Source organism: Nonomuraea sp. SYSU D8015 (genome assembly GCF_008065375.1).
GTDB lineage: Bacteria > Actinomycetota > Actinomycetes > Streptosporangiales > Streptosporangiaceae > Nonomuraea.
In genome coordinates this window covers 178,238-200,789 of sequence record NZ_VJYI01000003.1, presented here as the reverse complement: position 1 = coordinate 200,789, position 22,552 = coordinate 178,238, and the positions used below count along the sequence as shown (strand labels likewise).

Genomic DNA, 22,552 nt, shown 5'->3' with positions numbered 1-22,552 from the left:
CATGCGCGGCATCGGCAAGAGCTTCTTAGGCGTGCGGGTGCTGTCCGGGGTGGACCTGGACGTGACGGCCGGTGAGGTCCACGCCGTCGTCGGCGAGAACGGCGCCGGCAAGTCGACCCTGATGAAGATCATCTGCGGGGTGCACGCGCCGGACGAGGGCTCGATCGAGATCGACGGCCGGCCGGTCTCCTTCGGCCACCCGCTCGACGCGCAGCGCTCCGGCATCGCGATCATCTATCAGGAGTTCAACCTGCTGCCCGAGCGCACCGTCGCCGAGAACGTCTTCCTCGGGCGCGAGCCCGTCAGACGCGGCTTGGTCGATCGTGCCGCCATGGAGGAGGCGACCGCGCGGCTCCTCGACGAGCTGGGCGAGGACTCCTTCGGCCCCCGCGACCCCGTCAAGCGCCTGTCGGTGGCCCAGCAGCAGGTCGTCGAGATCGTCAAGGCGCTGTCGATCGACGCGCGGCTGATCGTCATGGACGAGCCCAGCGCGGCGCTGGCCGAGCACGAGGTCGAGCTGCTCTACCGGCTGATCGGGCGGCTGCGGGAGCGCGGCGTCGCCGTCGTGTACATCTCCCACCGCTTACGCGAGGTGTTCGACCTCGCCGACAGGGTCACCGTGCTCAAGGACGGCTCGCGCGTCACCACGGTCCCGATCGGCGAGGTGTCCTCCGACGAGCTGATCCGCCTGATGGTGGGGCGCGACCTCGGCACCTACTTCCCGCCCCGCTCGGCGGGCGCCGGCGAGGTACGGCTCAGCCTGCGCGCAGCGGGCAACCACAAGCTCCGCGACATCGATCTGGAGCTGCGCGCCGGGGAGATCGTCGGCATCGCGGGCCTGCAGGGATCCGGCAGGTCGGAGCTCGCCAAAGCGATCTTCGGCGCGGAGCCGTTCACCGCCGGCGAGATGACCCCGTCGCGCCCCCGCTCGGTCCGGGAAGGCGTGGCCATGGGCATCGGGCTGGTGACCGAGGACCGCAAGGCCGAAGGGCTCGCGCTGCGCCAGTCGGTGCGCGACAACGCCCTGCTCGTCGCCCGCGCGGTAGGAGGCGCCAAGGGCCGCAACGGCGTCCGCGACCTGCTGGAGCGGGTCCGCCTCTCGCCTCCGCGCCAGGAGCAGGAGGTCCGCTACCTGTCCGGAGGCAACCAGCAGAAGGTCGTGCTCGCCAAGTGGATGACGATGGCGCCGCGGGTGCTGCTGTTCGACGAACCGACCCGCGGCGTGGACGTCGGGGCCAAGGCCGCCATCCACGACCTGATGCGCGAACTGGCCAATGACGGCATGGCGATCATGATGATCTCTTCCGAGCTGCCCGAGCTCATCGGCATGAGCGATCGCATCGTCGTCCTGCGGGACGGCCGCATCGCCGGCACGCTGCCGGCCGGACCCACGGAGGAGGCCATCATGCGCCTGGCCGCGGGAGAGGTGGCCTGAATGAACCAGCTCGTACGCGTCCGCCGTCCCGCCGGCCGCGGCGAGGCCCGGAGCGGCCTGGCGGCACGGCTGCGCGAGCCCACGCAGGTGGTGTTCCTCGCGCTGCTCGGGCTGATCGCGGTCGGCTGGGTGCTCGTCGCGTTCGACGGCGGCCAGTTCCTGACCATGGAGAGCGTCGTCGGGATCCAGCAGCGTTCGGCGGCCCTCGGCATCGTGGCGATCGGGCAGACGCTGGCGATCCTGGCCGGGTCGCTCGACCTGTCCGTGGCGTACCTGATCAGCCTGACCTCGCTGGTCGCGGCGGAGATCATGGCGGGCCAGGACGGGAACATCCTGCCCGCCATCGCCGCGGTGCTGGCCATCAGCGCGCTGGTGGGGCTGGTCAACGGGCTGGTCATCACCAGGCTCCAGGTCCACGCCTTCATCGCCACGCTCGGCGTCGCCCTCATCATCAAGGGCATCGTCGACCACCTTTACGACGGCCCGGCGGGCAAGGTGCCCGAGTCGTTCCAGCTGCTGGGCTACTCACGGATCGGGCCGATCCCCATCTCCGCCCTGCTCTGGGCGGGCGTGGCCGTCGTGGCCTGGTTCCTGCTGAGCAGGACCCGGCTGGGATACCGCATCTACGCGGTGGGCGGGAACGAGGAGGTCGCCCGGCTGTCCGGGATCCGCACGGGCCGGGTCATCGTGATCACTCACGTGCTCTGCTCCCTCTGCGCCGGCATCGCGGGTCTGCTGCTGGCCAGCAGGCTCGGGGCGGGCGCGCCCACGGTCGGCACCGACGGCGGCTACGACCTGGAGTCCATCGCCGCGGTCGTGCTCGGCGGGACGGCGCTGGCCGGAGGCAAGGGCGGGGTCGCCGGAACCGTGGGCGGGGTCCTGCTGCTGGCCGTCCTGGACACCATCTTCAACCAGCTCGAGGTCAACTCCTTCGTCAAGGACGTGGTCCGCGGCGTGGTCATCGTCATCGCGGTGGCCGTCTACGCCCGGCGCGGAATGAGGCGGTCACAATGAGGCGGGCGGCATGAAGCGGGCACTTCCCATCCTCGCGGTCCTCGTGGTGCTGCTGGCCGCGATCGCGGTCGCCAACCCCTTCTTCCTGGAGCCCGCCGGGTTCCTGGCGTTCCTCAAGCGAGCGGCGCCGCTGGTGATCCTGGCCGCGGGACAGTATTTCGTCATCGTCTCCGGCGAGTTCGACCTGTCGGTCGGCTCACTGGTGACGGCCGAAGTGGTGATCGCCGCGCGGCTCATCGACGGCGACGAGTCCGCCACCTGGCCGGTCATCGCCCTGCTGATCGTCATCGGGCTGCTCGTGGGTCTGGTCAACGGCGTGGTCACCACCAAGCTGAGGGTGCCGTCGTTCATCGTGACGCTCGGCATGCTGCTCATCCTGTCCGGGGCGGTCTTCCTGTGGACCGGCGGCGCGCCGCGTGGCGCGCTGTCGGAGGGCTTCCGCGTCTTCGGCCGCGGTGGCCTCGGACCCGTGCCGTGGTCGGTGCTGATCCTGCTCGCCGTGGGCGCGGCGGCGATCTGGCTCATGCGCGCCGACTTCGGCAAGACCCTGATGGCCACCGGCGACAACGAGCGCGCCGCGGCGCTGTCCGGGGTCCGCGTCGACCGGGCCAAGATCTTCGCCTTCATGCTGTCGGGCCTGGCCGCGGCCGTCGCGGCGATCCTGCTCGGCGGCTTCGCCGGGGTCTCGGCGCAGGTCGGCCAGGGGCTGGAGTTCTCCGCCATCACCGCGGTCGTCCTCGGCGGCGTGGTGCTCGGCGGCGGCCGCGGCTCCGTGCTCGCCGCCATGGCCGGGGCCTTCACGCTGGAGGCGCTGTTCACCCTGCTCAACCTGTACGGAATCTCGGGGGCGCTGGAGTTCACCGTGCAGGGCGTCATCATCATCGCCGCGGTCGCGGCGGGAGCCATCCGACTTCCCTGGAAGTTCACCCCCCGAAAAGGAGACGCACATGCCGCGTCATAAGGCCGCAGTCGCCGTGTTCAGCGCGCTCGTCCTCGCCGGCTGCACCACCGACAAGCCGACGACCGCCACCCAGCCCGCGGCGCCCGCCGCGAGCGCCAGCCAGAGTGCCCAGAGCGCGGGCACGGGCACGCAGTCGAAGTTCTTCGTGCAGGCGGACTTCGACGCCCAGCTGGCCATGCGCTCCCAGACGCCGGAGGGCCCGTCGGACAAGCCGTGGGAGCAGGCCATCGCCCCGCAGATGACCGACACCGCCAAGTACAAGAAGGACGGGCCGTACCACTTGTGCTTCTCCAACGCCGCGGTCAACAACCCCTGGCGCCAGGTCGGGTGGAAGACGATGCAGGCCGAGGTCGGCCTGCACAAGGAGATCGAGAAGTTCACCGCGCTGGATGCCGAGGGCAAGGACGACAAGCAGATCTCCGACATCGCCGAGCTGCAGGCCAAGGGCTGCGACGCGCTGATCATCTCGCCGAACACCACGGCCACGCTCACCCCCGCCGTGACGGCCGCCTGCGGGAAGGTGCCCGTCATCGTCTTCGACCGGGGCGTGGAGACCGACTGCCCGGTGACGTTCATCAAGCCCATCGGCGGCTACGCCTTCGGCGCCGACGCCGCCGAGTTCCTGGTCGAGAAGGTGCCCGCGGGCGGGAAGGTGCTGGCGCTGCGCATCCTGCCCGGCGTGGACGTGCTGGAGACCCGCTGGTCGGCGGCGAAGGTGGTCTTCGACAAGAGCAAGGTCCAGGTGGTGGGCGTGGAGTTCACCGACGGCGACGCGGCCAAGACCAAGAGCATCGTCAGCGACTACATCCAGCGGCACGGCAAGATCGACGGCGTCTGGATGGACGCGGGCGCCACGGCGGTGGCCGCGATCGAGGCGTTCGAGGACGCCGGCCTGCCGGTGCCGCCGATCAACGGCGAGGACCAGCAGGACTTCCTGCAGAAGTGGAAGGACGCCAATCTCACCGCCGTCGCGCCCACGTACCCGACCTACCAGTGGCGCACTCCGATCATCGCCGCGCTGAAGATCCTCAAGGGCGAGGAAGTGCCCAAGATGTGGAACCTGCCGCAGCCGAAGGTCACCAGCGAGAACCTGGCGACCTACCTCAAGCCGAACATGCCGCCGCTGCACTACGCGCTGTGCGGCTGTGAGGACCTGCCCGGGTTCCCGGAGACCTGGGGCGGGAAGAAGGGCTGATCGGCTCCTTCCGCGAACCGACGACGAAGAGGGACGCCATGTTCTCCATCGGAGTGAACACCTGGGTCTGGGTCTCGCCGCTGACCGACGACGATCTGGCGCGGCTCGCGCCCCGCGTCGCCGGGTGGGGCTTCGACGTCATCGAGCTGCCCGTCGAGCAGCCCGGCGACTGGAACCCGGACAAGGCCGCGGCGGTGCTGGCCGAGCAGGGGCTCGCCGCGTCCGTGGTGCTGGTCATGCCGCCGGGGCGGGAGCTCGTGGCCGCCTCACCGGAGACGATTCGCGACACCCAGGACTATCTGCGCCACTGCGTCGACGTGGCGGTGACCGTCGGCTCCCCGGTGATCGGGGGGCCGGCGTACGCCTCGGTCGGCCGTACGTGGCGGATGTCACCGGACGAGCGCCGCGCTGTCTACGCCGAGTTGCGTGAGCATCTGCGCCCCGTCCTGGGCTACGCGGCCGAGCGCGGGGTGAAGCTCGCGGTCGAGCCGCTCAACCGGTATGAGACCAGCCTCGTCAACACCGTCGAGCAGGCGCTCGAGGCGCTGCCCGAGGACTGTCACCTGGCGCTCGACACCTACCACATGAACATCGAGGAGAAAGACCCCGCCCAGGCGGTACGGGCCGCGGCGGATCGGATCGCGCACGTGCAGGTGTGCGGCACCGATCGCGGCACGCCGGGGGCCGACCGCTTCGACTGGCCCGGCTTCACCCGGGCCCTGAACGACGTCGGCTACGCAGGGCCGCTCGTCATCGAGTCCTTCACCGCGCACAACCAGACCATCGCCACCGCGGCCTCCATCTGGCGGCCGCTCGCCGAAAGCCAGGACGCGCTGGCCGTCGACGGCCTCGCCTACCTGCGCACCCTCTGAGACCCCTCACCGTCCGACTGCCGACTCACCTGTGCACCCTCTGACGCCTCCCACCGTCCGACTGCCGACTCACCTGCACACCCTCTGACGCCCGCCGGCGTGCGCCCCATCGGTGCACGCCTTCCCAGCAGCGTTCCTTCACGCCTCGTTCCGAGGTGTCCCCGCACCCCCGGAGATTCGCCATGCGACGATTTCTCGCTGCCCTCTTACTCCCAGCCTTGTTACTGACGCTGGCGTCGGCTCCCGCCCACGCGACCGGCACCGCCCTCCACGGCTTCCGCGCCCTGCTGTTCACCAAAGCAGTGGGATACGTGCACGCCTCCATCCCGGCCGGCATCCAGATGGTGAACGAGCTGGCCGCGGCCCACGACTTCGAAGTGGTGCAGAGCGCCGACTCCTCGGTGTTCAACGACACCGACCTGGCCACGTTCGACGTCCTGATCATGCTGCAGAACTCCGGCATGGTCTGGGAGAACGACGCCCAGCGGCAGGCGCTGCAGAAGTTCGTCCGGTCGGGCAAGGGCGTCGTGGCCATCCACAACGCGCTCGACATGGGCATCGAGAACGAGTTCCCCTGGTGGGACGAACTCGTCAACGGCGGGGCCCACATGCCGGCGCACTCGCCCGGCACCCTTCAGGGGCTGGCCAAGGTCGTCGACCGGGTCCACCCGTCCACCAAGAACCTGCCGGCCCGGTGGGAGCGCCCGGAGGAGTGGTACAACTTCCACCCCAACCCGCGCGGGAACGTGCACGTCCTGGTGACCGCGGACGAGACGACCTACAACCCCGGTTCGTCGGCGATGGGTCCTGACCACCCGATCTCCTGGTGCCGCCAGGCGGAGGGCGCCCGCGTGTGGGCCACCGCCATGGGACACGAGGCCGCCTCCTACAGCGAGCCCGAATTCCGCGAGCACGTCCTCGGCGGCGTCGAGTGGGCCGCCGGCGCCCAGCCGGGCGACTGCGGCGGCACCGTGTGGAGCAGCTTCGAGAAGGTCACCCTGGACGACAACACCAGCAACCCGATGGAGCTGGACGTCGCCCCCGACGGGCGGGTGTTCTACGTCCAGCGCCAGGGCGAGATCAAGATCCACAAGCCGGACACCCACATGACCGTCACCGCCGCCACCCTCAACGTCTACACCGGCGGTGAGGACGGCCTGGTCGGCATGGAGCTCGACCCGAACTTCGCCCAGAACGGGTGGATCTATGTCTACTGGTCGCCGGCCGACAGCGCCCAAGACGTCAACCGGCTGTCCCGGTTCACCGTGCAGGGCGACACCATCGACCTGAGCACCGAGAAGAAGATCATCGAGATCCCCGCCTACCGTGCCCGGACCTACCCCGAGCCCGGCCACACCGGCGGCGCGGTCGAGTTCGGCCCCGACGGCAGCCTCTACCTGAGTGTCGGCGACGACGTGCCGCCGAACCTCTCCGGTGACTGGCAGGGCTACGCGCCGCTCGACTGGCGGCCCGGCCAGCACATGCTGGACACCGCCCGCACCGCGGGCAACACCAACGACCTGCGCGGCAAGATCCTGCGGATCAAGCCGAAGGCCGACGGCGGCTACGACATCCCCGAGGGCAACCTCTTCCCGCCGGGCACCGAGAAGACCCGTCCCGAGATCTACGCCATGGGCTTCCGCAACCCCTTCCGGTTCACCGTCGACGCCAAGACGGGGTACCTGCACGTGGCCGACTACGGCCCGGACCGGGGCGGCCCCACCACCGACCGCGGGCCCGAGGGCCTGGTGGAATACAACGTCATCAAGAAGCCGGGCAACTTCGGCTGGCCGTTCTGCCACGGTGACAACCAGCCGTACGCGCCCTACAACCCGGACACCAAGGAGATCGGCGCCAAGTTCGACTGCGCCGCCCCCGTCAACGAGTCGCCGAACAACACCGGCCTCACCGAGCTGCCGCCGATCGAGAAGCCGGTCATGTGGTACGGCTACGGCACCTCCCCGACCTTCCCCGAGCTCGGCTCGGGCGGCTCGGCGCCGATGAGCGGCCCCGTCTACCGCTACGACGCGGACAACCCCTCGAAGACCAAGTTCCCGCCCTACTTCGACGGCGTGAACTTCTTCTACGAGTGGTCGCGCCACTACATCAAGGAGATCCACCTCGACGCCGGCGACCAGGTCTTCAAGATCAACAGCTTCCTGGGGACCACGCCGTTCCTCAAGCCGATGGACATGACCTTCGGCCCGGACGGCGCGATGTACCTGCTGGAGTGGGGCACCGACTTCGGCGGCGGCAACAACGACTCCGGGCTCTACCGGATCGACTACGCGGCCGGCGCCCGCTCGCCGGTGGCGAAGGCCACGTCCTCGCGGGTCGACGGCGTCACGCCGCTGACCGTCGAGTTCGACGCCTCCGGCAGCTACGACCCCGACGGCGACTCCCTCACCTACGCCTGGGACTTCGACGGCAACGGCACCGTCGACTCCACCCAGGTCAAGGCGACCCACGTGTACGAGACCATCGGCCGGTTCACCGCCCAGCTCAAGGTGACCGACAGCACCGGCAAGGAGGGCTTCGCCAACATCGAGATCACCGCCGGCAACAGCCGGCCCACGGTGACCATCGAGACCCCGCTGAACGGCACGCCGATCCAGTTCGGCCAGGACGTGCCGTACAAGATCAAGGTCACCGACCCCGAGGACGGCGAGATCGACTGCGCCAAGGTGTTCGTCAACCCGGCGCTCGGCCATGACGACCACGAGCACGAGACCGTGGAGCTCCCCGGGTGCGAGGGCGTCGTCAACACCGGCGACCTCGGCGGCCACCCCGACGGCGCCAACCTGTACTACGTGCTCAACGCCCACTACACCGACGGCTCGCAGGAGATGCCGCTCACCGGCCGCGCCAAGGCGATCCTGCAGCCGATGCGCAAGCAGGCCGAGTTCTTCAACGCCCAGGCCGGCGTGCGGGTCATCGACGAGCCCGGCGCCGAGAGCGGCAAGCGCATCGGCGACATCAGCAACAACGACTGGATCTCGTTCACCCCGATGAACCTGCACGCCGTCAAGGGCGTGAACTTCCGCCTGTCCAGTCCCACCGGCGGCGGGCTGATCGAGCTGCGTGCCGAGTCCCCCACCGGCCGGCTGCTGGCCAGCGCCGCCGTCCCGAGCACCGGGGGTTGGAACAACTACCAGCAGACCCAGACCGTCGCGGTGGCGGCGAACGCGACCACCTCGACGCTGTACGTGGTGTTCAAGAACTCCGCCGACAACGCCTTCGACCTCGACGCCGTCCAGTTCGTGAGCGAGGCTCCGCCCCCCGCGATCGAACCGGGCGTCTACACGATGACCGCCCAGCACAGCGGCAAGAACGTGACCACGGAGAACGCGTCCACCGCGGACAACGCCAAGCTCGTCCAGATGGGCGCCACCGAGGACCCCATCCAGCGGTGGGAAGTGGTGCCCGCGCCCGGCGGCTACCAGCTCAAGAACGTCGGCAGCGGCAAGTGCGCGGACATTCCGGGCGGCACGACCACACCCGGAACCCAGCTCGTCCAGTGGGCCTGCCATGCCGCCGGCAGCGCCGACGCACCCAACCAGTACTTCACCGTGGTCCCGACCGGCGGCGGCGAAGGCCTCTTCCAGATCGTCTCCGCCAAGACCGGGCTGTGCGTCGACATCAACGGCGTCTCCCAGGCCGACGGCGCCGCGGTGATCCAGTGGAACTGCTCGGCCGCGCCGAACCAGACGTTCCGCCTCACCAAGGTCGGCGGCGACCCCGCCGACGAGACGGCGCCGACCACCACGGCGAAGCAGAACCCGGCCGAGCCGAACGGCAAGGAGGGCTGGTACACCGCCGCTCCCGTCGAGGTCACCCTGACCGCGGTGGACGAGGCGAACGGCAGCGGCGTGGCCGCCACCGAGTACCGGATCGACGGCGGCGCCTGGACCGCGTACAGCATGCCGTTCACGGTCAGCGGTGACGGGGCGCACACCCTCGAGTACCGCTCACGGGACGGCGCGGGCAACGTCGAGCAGGCCCGCTCGCTCACGCTCAAGATCGACACGACCGCTCCGCAGACCACCGCCTCGTTCGCGCCGCCGAACGAGAACGGATGGAGCAAGGACTCGGTCCCGGTCGAGCTGGCCGCGCAGGACGCACACTCCGGCGTCAAGCTCATCGAGTACTCCCTCGACGGCGGCGGCTGGAAGGCCTACACCGGAACGCCCGTGGTGGTCGACGGCGACGGCGAGCACGAGCTGCGCTACCGCACGGCCGACGCGGCGGGCAACGTCGAGGAGGAGAAGGCGGCGGTGTTGAAGATCGACGCCACCAAGCCCATCCTGCTCGTGTCGGGCGTGGCCGACGGCGAGGTGTACGGGGACTCCCAGGACGTGGTGATCACCTGGGAGGCCGTGGACGCCACCTCGGGCGTCCGCAGCACGACCGGCACCCTCGACGGCGCCCCGCACACGCCGGGTTCGGTGCTGCCGCTGTTCACCCAGACGCTGGCGGCGCACACGATCGCGGTGACCTCGACCGACAACGCCGGCAACGCGGTGACCACGTCGGTGCGGTTCAGCGTCACCACCTCGCTGCGGGACATGCAGAACCTGCTCGACCGGTTCCGCGCCACGAGCTGGCTGTCGGAGGACGCCCACGACGACCTGACGGGGGAGCTGACCCGGGCCAGGAGGGCGGAGGCGTCCGGCAAGGACGACAGGGCGGTACGACAGCTGAACGACTTCAAGGAGCTCCTCACCGATCAGCAGCTGGTCCCGCGCGCCGAGGTGCGCCAGGTGCTCACCCGCGACGCCGACAAGATGATCGCCGTCATCAGAGGCTGACACACCCTCATGTGCCGCCGCCCCGCGGCACGCAGCGGAACTCCCCGTACGCGTCCGGCGTACGGGGAGTTCCGCTTTGCCTGCCGCAGCGGCCGTCACCGCCCGGCGAGCGCGGTGTTGAGCGCGCCGTAGTCCAGGCCGTCGGCGAGCGTGTCGTACGTGCCGCCGGCCAGCAGTTCGGCGGCCGCCCGCGCGGCGGCCGCGTACGCGGACTGGGCGATCGCCGAGCCGACGCTCACCCGCGCCACCCCCGCCGCCGCCAGCTCGGCCACCGGCGGCGCGCCCGGGCCCGCCATCACGTTCAGCGGCAGCGGGCCGCCGGCCAGGCGGGCGATGGCATCGAGGTCGGGCAGGCCCGGCACGAACAGCCCGTCCGCGCCCGCGTCGGCGTAGATCCGCGCCCGCTCCTCGACCTCGGCGAGCCGGTCGCCGGGGGCGCCGGACAGGTAGACGTCGGTGCGGGCGTCGACGAACAGGCCGACCCCGGCCGCGTCGGCGGCCTCCCGCGCCGCGGCGATACGCCGGGCCTGGTCCCGCGGCGGGTGCAGGGGCGCGCCGCCCGGCCCGGGGAGTCCTCCAGGTTGACGCCGACCGCCCGGACATCTACGTCGTGTCCTGATATGGCCCGACGGCTCGTGGGCGTCGCGGATGCCATGACTACTTGACAGTCATGAGCAAGTACTTGCTATTGTTCGTCAAGTGGACACGGCGCAACACGTGGAGCTGGCGCGCGAACTGACGCGCCTGGTCGAGACGCGGATCGTCGACCCGCTGGAGATCCTCCTGGACCCCGGCGACGAGGTGAGCGACGTACGGGATCGGCTGCGCGTGCAGGCCGAGGTCTGGGCCGCGCAACTCCTGGGCCCCGACGACCGGCTGGCCGTCATGGTCTCCGCGCGGCTCATCGCCGCGCTCTTCCCCGGCGACGGGCCGTTCGATCCTCCCGACGAGTGGTGGCGCACCGCCTTCGGGCGCGCCGTCGCACGGCGGGCGGGCCATCCGGGAGCGGAGGCGGTCGGCTTCGCCACTGCGGCGGCGATGCTCGGCATCACCCGCCAGGGTGTTCACGACCTGGTCAAACGCGCCAAGCTCGACCGGCACCCCAGCGGCGGGGTGACGACCGCGTCGATCCGCGCCCGGCTCACCATCCCCAAGGAGCAACGTGTCGCAGCAGGACGTGACCATCACTGACCACACGATCCCCCTCGCCGTGCGCGACCACGGCGGCGACGGTCCCCCCGTCTTGCTTCTGCACGGCCTGGGCGCCACCCTGGACGCCTGGCAGGAGGTGGCGCCGCCGCTGACGGGGGCGTACCGCGTGGTCGCCATGGACCTGCGCGGGCACGGCCTGTCGGGCGACGCCCCCTGGGAGTGGGACGCGGTCCTGGACGACATCGAGGCGGTGGCGGACCGCCTGGGGCTCGGCGCGCCGGCGATCGTCGGCCACTCGCTGGGCGGGATGCTGGCCACCGTGTGGGCCGCCCGCCATCCGGAGTGCCCGGCCGTCGTCAACCTCGACGGCCTGCGCTCGGCCGAGAACGAGCCCGCCAACTATCCCGGCATGGACCCGGCCCAGGTGGAAACGGAGCTGGCGCAGCTGAAGGCCGTGTTCGACGCACAGGAGGCCGCGATGGCCCGGCCACTGCCGCCCGAGCAGGCCGCCGCGCTTCCCCCGCGGGCCGTGGCCACCGTCGGCGGTGACCGCTACCTGCGGCCGGGCCCGCGGCTGCTGGCCGCCATACGCCATGCGCCCCTCTTCCGCGACGCCATCCCGTCGCTGCCGGCGATGCGCTGCCCCACCCTGGTGGTCGTGCCCACCCAGGACCCGCCGGGCATGCCCGGCAGCGAGCTCATGGCGGCCCTGCGCCGCGGGATACGCCGCGATCTGGCGCCCATCACCGAGGCGCACCCCCACATCCAGGTGGTGGAACTGGCCGCCAGCCACAACATGGTGCAGGAGAAGCCCGGCGACGTGGCCCAGGTGATCATTGAGTTCCTCGAGCGCCACCTACCGTGAGGCTCCGGCGGCCAGGCCGGGGGCGGGGTCAGGACAGGTGAGTGCGGACCTCTTCGAGCCGTCCGGTGAGGAAAACGCGTTCCACGTGGTTGTCGGTCATCGCCAGGGCCTCCTCGTACGCCGCGGTCGCCTCCTGCCACCGGCCCAGCCGGCGCAGGAAGTCGGCGCGGGCCGCGCTGAGGTAGCCGTACGTCGCCAACGCCGGTTCGTCGAGCAGCGGGGCCAGGGCGGCGAGGCCGGCCCGGGGGCCGTCGCGGAAGCCGATCGCGACGGCCCGGTTGAGCTCGACCACCGGGGACGGCCACAGGCGCCGCAGCACGTCGTACAGCCCGACGATCTCCGTCCAATCGGTGTCCTCCCAGGTCGCCGCCTCGGCGTGCACGGCGGCGATGGCGGCCTGCACGGAATACCTGGTCGGCGCCTGCCGCAGCGATTCGGCCAGCAGCGCGGTGCCCTCGGCGATCTGCCGGGTGTCCCACCGCGTCCGGTCCTGGTCGGGGAGCAGGACGAGCCGTCCGGCGCCGGACAAACGGGTGTCCCGGCGTGCGTCGGTGAGCAGCATCAGCGCGAGCAGGCCGGCGATCTGGCCGTCGCCCGGCAGCAGCCGGTACAGCGTGCGGGCGAGGTGGATGGCGCCGTCCACCAGGTCCTGGCGTACGAGCTCCGCGCCGACGGGCGCCGCATGGCCGGTGGTGAACACCAGGTGCACCACGTCCAGCACCGCGCTGACCCGCTCGGGGAGATCGGCACGCGCGGGAACCCGGTACGGGATCCGGGCGGTGCTGATCTTCTTCTTGGCCCGCGTGATCCGCGCCGCCATCGCGGACTCCTGGACCAGGAACGCCCGGGCCACCTCGGCCGTGGACAGGCCGCACACCAGCCTCAAGGTCAGCGCCACCTGCGCGTCGCGGGACAACGCCGGGTGGCAGCAGGTGAAGATGAGGCGTAGCCGGTCGTCGTCGACCACCGGCGGGTCGTCGCGGTCCTCCGGCCCGGCCACGACGTCGTCCACGACGAGCGACGGCAGCGCCGACCGCAGCACGGACTCCCGCCGCAGGAGGTCCTTCGCGCGGTTGCGCGCGACGGTGGTCAGCCAGGCGCCCGGCCGGGCGGGAACGCCACTGGCGGCCCAGGTGCGCAGCGCCTGCGCGTACGCGTCCTGCGCGCACTCCTCGGCGAGGTCGAGATCGCGGGCGACGCGCACCGTCGCGGCGAGCACCCTGGCCCACTCGCGACGGTGCGCCTGCGCGATCGCCTCGTTGACGTCGAGATCAGCGGATGGGTCGCGCTCGTGCCCGGACACGCGGTCAGCTCGCCTCTCGGATCGGCCGGATCTCGACCCCGCTGTGCGCCTCGGAGACCTCGGGCAGCTTCTCGGCGAGCGCGATCGCGGCGTCGAGGTCCGGCGCCTCGACCAGGTAGTAGCCGCCCAGCACCTCCTTGGTCTCCAGGAAGGTCCCGTCGGTCGGGGTGGGCCGGCCGCTCACGGTGCCGCGCAGGGTGGTCGCGGTGGTGGACGACTCCAGCTCGTGGCCGCCGAGGATCGCGTCACCGGCCGCCGCGGCGAAGGCGGCGTGGCCGGCGTGGAGGTCCTTGATCTCCTCCGGGGACCGCGCCTGCCAGAGCTGCTCGTTCCCGTAGATCAGGAGCAGGTATTTCGCCATGTCCGACATCCCATCGTTTCGAGGCCCGGTTGGCCCGACTACTCATACGACGAACGAGGCGGTCGCGAATCGATGCGCCCTCACCGTATCCGTTCGATGTCTCAGGTCGGCCGACCGGGCCGAGGGCAGGGGTGCGTAGAGTAAGCCCGCAGTGATCGAGAGTTGAGCTGATGGGACATGCCGGACGTGAAACCTGGAGTGATCGCCGGGCGCTACGAGCCGATCGAGTTGATCGGCCGGGGCGGCATGGGCGAGGTCTGGCGCGCACATGATCAGCGGCTGGACGTCCCCGTCGCGGTGAAGATCATGAATCCGCTGGCGGGTGGCATGGCGGCGGCGGAGCGGTTCGCCCGCGAGTCCAAGGCGGCGGCGCGGATCGTGCACCCCAACGTGGTGACGGTTCTGGACGTCGGGCAGGACGCGCAGCGGCACTATCTCGTCATGGAGCTGCTGACCGGCCGCAGCCTGGCCGCCGAGCTGGCCGCCCGCGGCCCGTTGCCGATCGCCGAGGCATGCCACCTGCTCAGTCACGCCGCCGCCGGCCTGGATGCCGCCCACCAGGTCGGCGTGGTCCATCGCGACGTCAAACCCGCCAACCTGCACCTGACCGGCGCCGGCATCCTGAAGGTCGTCGACTTCGGCCTGGCCCAGATGGCCGGCGACATGGCGAGGCTGACCGCGGTCGGCACCATTGTGGGCACGGCCGCCTATCTCGCCCCCGAGCAGATCGAGGGTTCCCGCGGGGAGGCCGCCACCGACCTGTACGCCCTGGGCTGCGTGGCGTACGAACTGCTGTGCGGCCGGCCACCGTTCACCGGTTCGCCGGCCGAGCTCGTCTACCGGCACGTTCACCAGCCGCCCGCCCCGCCCAGCAGCCACCGCCCGGACCTCCCGGCCGAGCTGGAGCGGCTCATCCTGGCCCTGCTCGCCAAGAACCCCGCCGACCGCCCGGCGAGCGCCGAGCAGGTACGCCAGGTCGTGGCCACGATCGCCCACGTCGCCCGTGACCGGAGGCGGCCCGCGCACCAGCCGGCGTGGGCGCCCATGCCCTCTCCCGGCGTGGCCCGGGCGGGCGACACCCGCCTCTTCGACGCACCGCCGTCCGGCACCGTGGCCGCCGGGCCGCGGCCGGGGCCGCCGGACGGGCGGCGCCTGCTCTTCCAGGTCGGCGCCGCCGTCGCGGCCATCACGGTCGTCACGTTGGGTGCGGTGATCGTGTTCTCCGGCTCCCAGGAGCCCACAGCGTCGCCGCAGCCGTCAGCGGCGCCTTCCGAGACCGCCCGCCCCTCACAACAGCCCCAGCCGTCGGCCACCCGGTCGACCGCCCGGCCCACCCCCTCGCCGACCGCCACGCGCACGCGGCCGGCGGCTCAGGACCCGCGAGCCTGGCTGGTCGCCCTCGACCAGGCCGTGAGCGACCAGCAGGCCCGAGGCGGCATCGACGACGATCTGGCCGACAAGGCGCATGAGAAGATCCGCGAAGCGGCCGAGAAGCTCGTCGAAGGCAAGCCCGGGGAAGCCCGGGAGAAGATCCGGGAGCTCGGTGAGGATCTGGCCGAGGCCAGGCGCGAGGGCGAGCTCGCCGACGGCCCGCTCACGCGATTCCTCACCCGTCACGGTCTGGTCCTCGCCGATGAGAACGCCGATGAGAACGCTGATGAGGACGCCGAAGAGTACGGTGACGACGACGACTGACGAGCCGGTGGACGGCACCGGGGGTGGAGCGCGATAGGGCTTTGCCCTACCCTGGGCGGTGGCGAGGGGAGTACTTCCCAAGCGTCGATCCGGTCAGTACGGGCGTACCGAGCGCCCCCGGACGGCCGCCCGCACCCCGGGTGAAGGAGACCTCGAACGGTTGACGTTCGAGGAGGTTCCATGTCCGTGGGGACATCTCTGGCTGCGCCCATTCAGGGCTCGATCGGCTCCGTCCAGCTGTGGTCGGTCGCCGTCGCCGTCCTGGTGGTGCTGCTCGCGGTGGACATCGTGCTGACCCGGCGCCCGCACGAGGTCCACATGCGCGAGGCCGTGGCCTGGTCGGTGTTCTACCTCGTCCTGCCGATCGCCTTCGGCGCCTACCTGTGGGGCGCCTTCGGCACGACCGTGGCGGTCGAGTTCTTCACCGGGTACGTGGTGGAGAAGTCGCTGTCGGTGGACAACCTGTTCGTGTTCATGTTGCTGCTGGCGGCTTTCGCGGTGCCGCCGGCGCTGGCCCAGCGGGTGCTCTTGTACGGGATCGTCGGGGCCCTGGTGCTCCGGGTGATCTTCATCGCGCTGGGCGAGGCCGCCCTGCAGTCGGGCACGTGGGCGTTCCTGCTGTTCGGGGCGATCCTCATCCTGACGGCGGGCAAGGTGTTGAAGGAGGCGCTGCGCGGCGGCGGGCAGGAGGTCGACATCGACGCCATGCGCAGCGTGCGGCTGCTGCGCCGTTTCGTTCCCGTCACCCGTGACTACCGCGGGTTCCGGCTGGTGGTGCGCGAGCAGGGCCGCCTGGCGATCACCCCGCTGGCCCTCACCACCGTCGCGGTCTTCGCCACGGACATCGTCTTCGCCGTCGACTCGGTGCCCGCCGTGTACGGGGTGACCGAGGACCCCTTCCTCGTCTTCGCCACCAACGCCTTCGCGCTGCTGGGCCTGCGAGCGCTGTACTTCGTGCTGCGGGGCGCGCTGACCAAGCTGCGGCATCTCAACCACGGCCTGGCCGTCATCCTGGCGCTCATCGGCGTCAAGCTGGTCCTGCACTGGGCGCACGGCATCTGGACGCAGGTCCCGGAGATCCCCACTCTGGCCTCGCTGGGCATCATCATCGCGGTCCTGGCCACGGTCACGCTCACCAGCCTGTACGCCGACCGGCGCGCCACGCCCCGCCCCGCCGATCCCCATGTGGAAGGACCGGCCGGGCACCGCTCGGACAGTCCCGCCCCGCACTGACCGCCGACGCCGATCGCGGGCCCTCGAGAAGCCGGCTCCCGCGTCGAGCGCCGCTCGAATCCTCATCAGGATCTCACGTGCCGTTCCCTACCGTGCCTCCATGCGGTCGAACACAGCGAGGTTCCATGTCCCGATCTCCGCCGCGCTCCTGGTTCTGGGGGTGGCGGTGGGGTTCGCCGCCCGCGCGCCCGCGTGGACCGCGGCGGACACGAGCGTGAGCGGGGCGGTGCAGTCGCTCCGCGGTCCGTGGCCGACAGCGGTGGCGCAGGTGCTCAACGTGGCCTTCGGCAACGTCGCGGGCGCGATCCTGGTCGCCGCTCTCGTCGCGGCGGCCGCCGTCGGGCGGTCGCGCGCCGTCCGGCGGGCGCTGGTGGTGATCGCCGCGGGGTGGGGCGTCAGCCTGGTGGTCAAGGTTTTGGTGGACCGGCCCAGGCCGGCGGCTTCGCACGCGCTGGTGCAGGGGCTCGGCCCGGACAGCTTCCCCAGCGGCCACGTGTGCCTCACCCTGTCCATCGCCGTCGCGGCCGCGCTGCTGACCAGGAAGACCCGCTGGCATCGGCCGGTCGTCGCGGCGGGTGGCCTGCTCGTGATCGGGCAGATGCTGGCGAGGGTCTACCTCGGCGCGCACTACCCCACGGACGTCCTCGGCTCGGTCGTCGTGACCCCGGCCGCCGTCCACCTGGCGACGAACGCCCGCAGGCTGGGCCCGTTCCTGCTCCGGGCGGCCGACCGCCGCAGGGCCCGCCGGGCCGGTCCGCCCAGCACGCGCCAGGTGACCATCCTGCTGCTGCACGCGTACGGCATGGGCGGCACCATCAGGACCGTCTTCAACCTCGCGAGCTCGCTCTCGGCCCACCACGACGTCGAGATCGTCAGCGTCGTCAGGGCCAAAGAACGGCCCTTCTTCCCGGTGCCGCCCGGCGTCCGCGTCACCTTCCTGGACCGACGGCCGCCCCGGCGCCGCGCGCCGCGGCTGCTGCGCAGCAGGCTCATCCCGCGGGAGGAGACGGCCTACGACAGGTTCGACCTGCGTACCGACCTCGTCCTCCTGCGCTTCCTGCGCGGACTGCGCACCGGCGTGCTGATCACCACGCGTCCCGGGCTCAATCTCGCCGCCGCCCTGCTGGCCCCGCCCGGCGTGATCACCATCGGGCAGGAGCACACCGGCTTCCGGTCGCACAAGCGCGCGGTCCAGAAAATGATCATTCGCAGGTACGGCAGGCTCGACGCGCTCGTCACCCTGACCGAGGCCGACCTCGGCGCCTACCGCGCGGCACTGGGCTCCCGCGCGCCCCGCCACCTGCTGCGCATTCCCAATGCCGCGCCGCCCGTCAGCGGCGGGCCTTCGCCCTTGACCGCCAAGACCGTCCTCGCCGTCGGCCGCCTCACCAAGGTCAAAGGGCACGACCTGCTCCTGCGGGCATGGGAGCAGGTCAGCGTCGCTCATCCCGGGTGGAGGCTGCGCATCGTCGGATCGGGAGCGGAGCGGACCCGCCTCCAGGCGCTGGCCGGCGAGCTCGGCCTCGACTCGGTCGAGCTGCCCGGCCCGTCGCGCGACGTCGGCGCCGAGCTCGACGAGGCCTCCCTCTTCGTGCTCAGCTCCCGCCGCGAGGGCTTCCCGATGGCGGTCCTGGAAGCGCTGAGCAAGGGCGTGCCCGTGGTCGCCTTCGACTGCCCGCACGGCCCCGGCGAGATCATCACCCACGGGCACGACGGCCTCCTCGTCCCGCCACGGGACGTCGGCGCCCTGGCCGCGGCGGTCGGCCTGCTCCTCGACGACGAGCACGAGCGCCACCGGATGGGGGAGGCGGCGCTGCGCACCTCCGGGCGGTACGACCGGGAGGCCATCGGGGGACGGTGGGCCGCGCTGCTGGCCGATCTGGAAGCGGGCCGCTGAGCACCGCCGGAAAAGCTGACAGGAGACTCTCAGGTCCCTGGGGTTGCTCTCTGTACCACCTCAGTGGCAGAAAGGCACAGATAACTGGAAAGGAGACCTACCACAATGCGATCATTAGCCCGTGTGACCATGGCGCTCTTCGCCGCCACCCTTGCCGTGCTCACCCTCGCCATGCCCGCTCAGGCCATCACAGGCGGTGAGCCCGACGGAGAGCGTCACCCGCATGTCGGATTGATCCTTTTCTATCAGCCTGACGGTCGCTTCCGATGCTCCGCGACGCTGGTCTCGCCCACCGTGCTCGTGACCGCCGCGCACTGTACCAAGGGGACGCTCGGCAAGACCTTGGTGACGTTCACGTCGGTCATCGCGAAGGAGCCCCCCGCGCCGTTCCCCGTGGCGGCCGACCCGAGCAAGGGCTACACCGCCGCCGAGATCACCCGCGCCGGCGCCCTGTCCGGCACGGCGTACTCGCACCCCGAGTACTCGGACTTCACCGACCTCGACAACTGGAACGACGTCGGCGTGATCGTCCTGGACAAGGCGGTCTCCGGGATCACCCCGGCCAAGATCGCTCCCTCCAGGTTCCTCGACGACTATCGTCCGCCGGCGCTGAGCAAGACGCTCTTCGAGTTCGTCGGGTACGGCACGGAGGTCCGCAAGCCGGTCACCGGCCCGCAGAAGCCGCAGCCGATGAGCTACCCGCTGCAGCGCCGCTACACCACCCAGCCCGGGCAGAAGCTCACCGAGCAGATCCTCCAGGCCAACGGGAACTACCACGACACCCGTGGCGGCGGGGGCACCTGCTTCGGCGACTCCGGCGGCCCCGTGTTCCTCAAGGGGCAGCTGGTCGCCGTGACCAGCTACGGCTACACGGAGAACTGCCGCTACCTCGGCGGTTACCAGCGCATCGACATCCCCGTCGTGCAGGACTGGCTGAACGGCTATCTGTAACCGTCCCAGCCGATGAGGGCCGGAGTCACGGATTCCGGCCCTCTGTCATGCGGAGGATGAGAACCCTGTCGCCGTGCGGGCCACCGGGCCTATTCTCGCCTTGTCATGGATCTTCTCGAGCGCTCGTCGCTGCTGGATGAGCGGAGCGGCGTCCTGGCGGAGGCCGCCGCGGCCGGCCACGTCGTCCTGGTCGCGGGTGAGGCTGGCATCGGCAAGTCGGCGCTGGTCAAGCGCTTCACCGAGCGGCATGCGCAGGACGCGCGCTTCCTGTTCGGAGCGTGCGATCCCCTGCTCACACCCCGGGCGCTCGGCCCGCTGCTCGCGCATCCCGGTCCGCGCGCGGCCCCGAGGCGCCGGCCGTTGCTGCTCCCCGAGCATGACCCGCAGCGACCCGCCCTTTCCTGTAATTTGCCGTACCTCTGGCGCTGCATTGAATGGCTCGGGGAAGCCCTCTCCGCCTTCTGGCGGCGGTGCAAATGTGAACGCGAAGAATCGCTGGAGTGTGGTGCCGTATTTCCCTGAGGCTGCGGGTAATTACGTATATGTGGTGCGCTCCCAGAAACGAGGATTTACCTCTGACCGGGAGATTCGGTCTGCCACGGCGATTAGTCTGAATGATGTTCAGCGCTGTATCGGCGTAATCCCGGGAGCCGGAAACCGAAGCTCATCATCCGGCCCCGTTCAATCGGGGTTCGGTCTCACTTCAGGGAGTGATCTCCGATGCTCAAGCGTTTCCTTCTCGCCGTCGCGCTGGCGGCGTCCACCCTCTTCGTCTCCGGATCCATCACCGCCGCGCAGGCCGACGCGAATGCCTGCGCACCGCCCCAGCAGTCCGGCTCCACCACCGCTCAGCGGTGTGAGTGGAGAGGCAACTGCTACTGGTGTTACTACGACGGAGACTGGCACCGCGAGTACTGCAGATAGGAGCGGCTCCGACGGCCGGCCGCTCCGGCTGCCGGCCTCGGCGCGACATCAGCGGCCCCGCGAGGCGCTCCGCCCCGCGGGGCCGCCCGTATGCGGCGGGCCATCGGTACACCGAGCCCGCCATCGCCGGGCCGATCGGCCAGTACCAAACACGCTGCCCGGCTCAGAAAACCGCAGATCAGACCCGGAATCGCATTGTCGTGAACCCTTTGGGAGCGCTCCCAACCGAGGCCCTAACAGAAGCGAAGATGACTCTGAAAAGGTTGACTCCTCCGCTGACGCGCACCTAGCGTTCCATTCGAGGACGATCCCATGACCTGGGAAGTCCGGCGCGCGCGATCCGCACCAGGGTGTTCAACCCCTTCGCAGGCGATGAGCGCCACCAGAGGCGCAAGGCCCTTCTCTCGCTTGGCGACGGGCGTCCTTTCTGCGCTACGAGGGGAATGTGTAATGGCGATGTTCGGCGTGCTCGAAACCGAGGTCATGCGGCTGTGGTCCGAGATTCTCGGTGTCGAGGTCACCTCTGCCGACCAGGACTTCTTCGAGTTGGGAGGTCAGTCCCTGGCAATGGTCCAGTTCCTGGCGATGGTGGAGGCCGAGTTCCGGATCGAGTTGCCGGTGGAGGTGCTCTTCGTCGAAGGACTGACGGTCGCACAGGCGGCGCGAGCGATCGAGGAGTCCCGGACCCCGGCCGCGACCGGGGAGCCCTCTTGACGACGATCATCATGGTCACCCACGGCACGCATGGCGATGTCCTGCCGTTCGTGGGCCTGGGGCGGATCCTGCGGGGGCGGGGGCACCGGGTGGAGATCCTCACGCATGCCCCCTTCGAGACGGTGGCCCGGCGGGAAGGGCTGGAGTTCACGGCCATCGACACCGAACACGACTACGAGCGCTACCTGGCAGACGCGCCGATGCTTCTCGGCACCGGGATGGACCGCTGGCGGCGCTTCTACGACGCCATCGGGCTGTTCGACCAGATCAGGTTCGAATGCGAGGTCCTCAAGGCCCGTCATGTGCCCGGGGAGACGGTATTCGTGGGGCGCCACACCACGGCGATCTCGACGCTCTTCGCCGGCGAGGCGCTGGAGGTGCCGACCGCGTGGGTGGCCGTGACGCCGGTGCAGTACATGTCCGAACGTCCTGCCGTGCACATGTACCGGGAGACCATGAGCGACCGGCTCGACGCCGTGCGCGCGGTGCTCGGTCTGGCGCCGGTCGACGACTGGGCCTCCTGGTTCACCTCGGCCCGGCTCCACCTGGGGTTGTGGCCGGAGTGGTTCGACCGGGCCGGGGTGGCCGCGCCGTCCCGTGCGCTCCTGACCGGGGCGCCCTACGGCGACGACGCCTTCCTGGAGCCGGTTCCGCCGGAGGCCGAGCGCCTGCTCGACCGCGGCGCGGTGATCGTGACCGGCGGGACGGGCCGCATGATCCACGAGCGGTTCTACGCGGCCGCCGTGGCGGCGTGTGCGGCGGCGGAGGTGCCCGCCCTGGTCGTGGCCAGGCATCGTGACCTGGTGCCCGACTGGCTGCCCGCGGGCGTCTCCTGGTTTCCGCGCCTGCCCTTCCACCAGGTCATGGCGCGTGCCGGGGCGGTGCTGCACCACGGCGGCATCGGCACCGTCGTCAGGGCTGTGGCCGCGGGGGTACCGCAGGTGCTGCTGGCGCATGGTTTCGATCGTTCCGACAACGGCATGCGCCTGGCCAGGCTCGGGCTCGGGTCCTGGCTGCCCGAGCGGCGGTGGACCCCGGAGGAGATCGTCCCCCTGCTGCGTGCCGCTCTGACCGCCGACGGCTACCGCGAGCGGGTGGCCATGTACGCGCAGGCCGCGCAGCCGGGGCTGCGGGCGGCCGCCGAGGCCATCGAAGATCTGCTGAGCGTCTGA

Annotated in this window: 19 protein-coding genes; 16 read left to right on the top strand and 3 right to left on the bottom strand. The window is 70.8% G+C overall.

Annotation, left to right across the window (positions count from 1 at the left end):
* The first annotated feature begins 1 nt into the window (after position 1).
* The 6 genes from ID574_RS16365 (at position 2) to ID574_RS16340 (ending at position 10,285) form a co-directional block, all read left to right on the top strand.
* A complete protein-coding gene (locus tag ID574_RS16365) occupies positions 2 to 1,435 on the top strand; it encodes a sugar ABC transporter ATP-binding protein (RefSeq protein WP_188190263.1) in 1,434 nt (477 codons plus the stop codon).
* Positions 1,436 to 2,449, top strand: a complete 1,014-nt coding sequence (locus tag ID574_RS16360; protein WP_188189756.1) for an ABC transporter permease — start codon at positions 1,436 to 1,438, stop codon at positions 2,447 to 2,449.
* A gap of 10 nt (positions 2,450 to 2,459) precedes the next feature.
* The gene (locus tag ID574_RS16355; protein ID WP_188189755.1) at positions 2,460 to 3,410 is read left to right on the top strand and encodes an ABC transporter permease; all 951 of its coding nucleotides are present in this window, start codon (positions 2,460 to 2,462) and stop codon (positions 3,408 to 3,410) included.
* Positions 3,397 to 4,605 carry an ABC transporter substrate-binding protein gene (locus tag ID574_RS16350; RefSeq protein WP_188189754.1) on the top strand — a complete coding sequence of 403 codons (1,209 nt, stop codon included), beginning with the start codon at positions 3,397 to 3,399 and terminating at the stop codon, positions 4,603 to 4,605. The genes ID574_RS16355 and ID574_RS16350 overlap by 14 nt, the downstream gene beginning before the upstream one ends.
* A 38-nt stretch (positions 4,606 to 4,643) precedes the next feature.
* On the top strand, positions 4,644 to 5,477 hold the full coding sequence (locus ID574_RS16345) for a sugar phosphate isomerase/epimerase family protein (protein ID WP_188189753.1): 834 nt from the start codon (positions 4,644 to 4,646) through the stop codon (positions 5,475 to 5,477).
* A gap of 218 nt (positions 5,478 to 5,695) precedes the next feature.
* Positions 5,696 to 10,285 (top strand): ThuA domain-containing protein, encoded by a 4,590-nt coding sequence (locus ID574_RS16340; RefSeq protein ID WP_223166752.1) that lies wholly within the window; start codon positions 5,696 to 5,698, stop codon positions 10,283 to 10,285.
* A 95-nt stretch (positions 10,286 to 10,380) separates the two neighbouring features.
* Here ID574_RS16340 and ID574_RS16335 read toward each other — a convergent pair whose 3' ends face one another.
* Positions 10,381 to 10,803, bottom strand: coding sequence for an isocitrate lyase/phosphoenolpyruvate mutase family protein (locus tag ID574_RS16335; RefSeq protein WP_262496011.1), 423 nt, complete (start codon positions 10,801 to 10,803; stop codon positions 10,381 to 10,383).
* Positions 10,804 to 10,984: 181 nt separating this feature from the next.
* Here ID574_RS16335 and ID574_RS16330 point away from each other — a divergent pair, with 181 nt between their 5' ends.
* Together ID574_RS16330 and ID574_RS16325 are read left to right on the top strand one after the other, a co-directional pair.
* On the top strand, positions 10,985 to 11,476 hold the full coding sequence (locus tag ID574_RS16330; protein WP_188189751.1) for a hypothetical protein: 492 nt from the start codon (positions 10,985 to 10,987) through the stop codon (positions 11,474 to 11,476).
* Positions 11,448 to 12,302: an alpha/beta fold hydrolase gene (locus tag ID574_RS16325; RefSeq protein ID WP_223166751.1), complete on the top strand. Its 855-nt coding sequence runs from the start codon at positions 11,448 to 11,450 to the stop codon at positions 12,300 to 12,302. Before ID574_RS16330 ends, ID574_RS16325 begins: the two co-directional genes overlap by 29 nt.
* A 28-nt stretch (positions 12,303 to 12,330) precedes the next feature.
* On the opposite strand, the gene ID574_RS16320 is transcribed toward ID574_RS16325, so the two are convergent.
* Entirely contained in the window at positions 12,331 to 13,605 is a 1,275-nt protein-coding gene (locus ID574_RS16320; protein ID WP_188189750.1) for an RNA polymerase sigma factor, read from the bottom strand.
* A 4-nt stretch (positions 13,606 to 13,609) separates the two neighbouring features.
* Positions 13,610 to 13,966: a YciI family protein gene (locus ID574_RS16315; RefSeq protein ID WP_223166750.1), complete on the bottom strand. Its 357-nt coding sequence runs from the start codon at positions 13,964 to 13,966 to the stop codon at positions 13,610 to 13,612.
* 177 nt (positions 13,967 to 14,143) lie between these two features.
* Between ID574_RS16315 and ID574_RS16310 the strand changes: the two genes are divergently transcribed.
* From ID574_RS16310 to ID574_RS16275, 8 genes are all read left to right on the top strand, one after another.
* Positions 14,144 to 15,661 (top strand): serine/threonine-protein kinase, encoded by a 1,518-nt coding sequence (locus ID574_RS16310; protein WP_188189748.1) that lies wholly within the window; start codon positions 14,144 to 14,146, stop codon positions 15,659 to 15,661.
* A 180-nt stretch (positions 15,662 to 15,841) separates the two neighbouring features.
* Complete coding sequence (locus ID574_RS16305) at positions 15,842 to 16,894, top strand: TerC/Alx family metal homeostasis membrane protein (RefSeq protein WP_188189747.1); 1,053 nt, start codon at positions 15,842 to 15,844, stop codon at positions 16,892 to 16,894.
* 100 nt (positions 16,895 to 16,994) lie between these two features.
* On the top strand, positions 16,995 to 18,791 hold the full coding sequence (locus ID574_RS16300; RefSeq protein WP_223166749.1) for a glycosyltransferase: 1,797 nt from the start codon (positions 16,995 to 16,997) through the stop codon (positions 18,789 to 18,791).
* Between the two features lie 129 nt (positions 18,792 to 18,920).
* Complete coding sequence (locus tag ID574_RS16295) at positions 18,921 to 19,742, top strand: S1 family peptidase (RefSeq protein ID WP_223166846.1); 822 nt, start codon at positions 18,921 to 18,923, stop codon at positions 19,740 to 19,742.
* A 105-nt stretch (positions 19,743 to 19,847) separates the two neighbouring features.
* Entirely contained in the window at positions 19,848 to 20,264 is a 417-nt protein-coding gene (locus ID574_RS16290) for an AAA family ATPase (protein ID WP_188189745.1), read from the top strand.
* A gap of 198 nt (positions 20,265 to 20,462) precedes the next feature.
* Positions 20,463 to 20,666: a hypothetical protein gene (locus ID574_RS16285; protein ID WP_188189744.1), complete on the top strand. Its 204-nt coding sequence runs from the start codon at positions 20,463 to 20,465 to the stop codon at positions 20,664 to 20,666.
* Positions 20,667 to 21,116: 450 nt separating this feature from the next.
* Complete coding sequence (locus ID574_RS16280) at positions 21,117 to 21,380, top strand: phosphopantetheine-binding protein (protein ID WP_188189743.1); 264 nt, start codon at positions 21,117 to 21,119, stop codon at positions 21,378 to 21,380.
* Positions 21,377 to 22,552: a glycosyltransferase gene (locus ID574_RS16275; RefSeq protein ID WP_188189742.1), complete on the top strand. Its 1,176-nt coding sequence runs from the start codon at positions 21,377 to 21,379 to the stop codon at positions 22,550 to 22,552. Before ID574_RS16280 ends, ID574_RS16275 begins: the two co-directional genes overlap by 4 nt.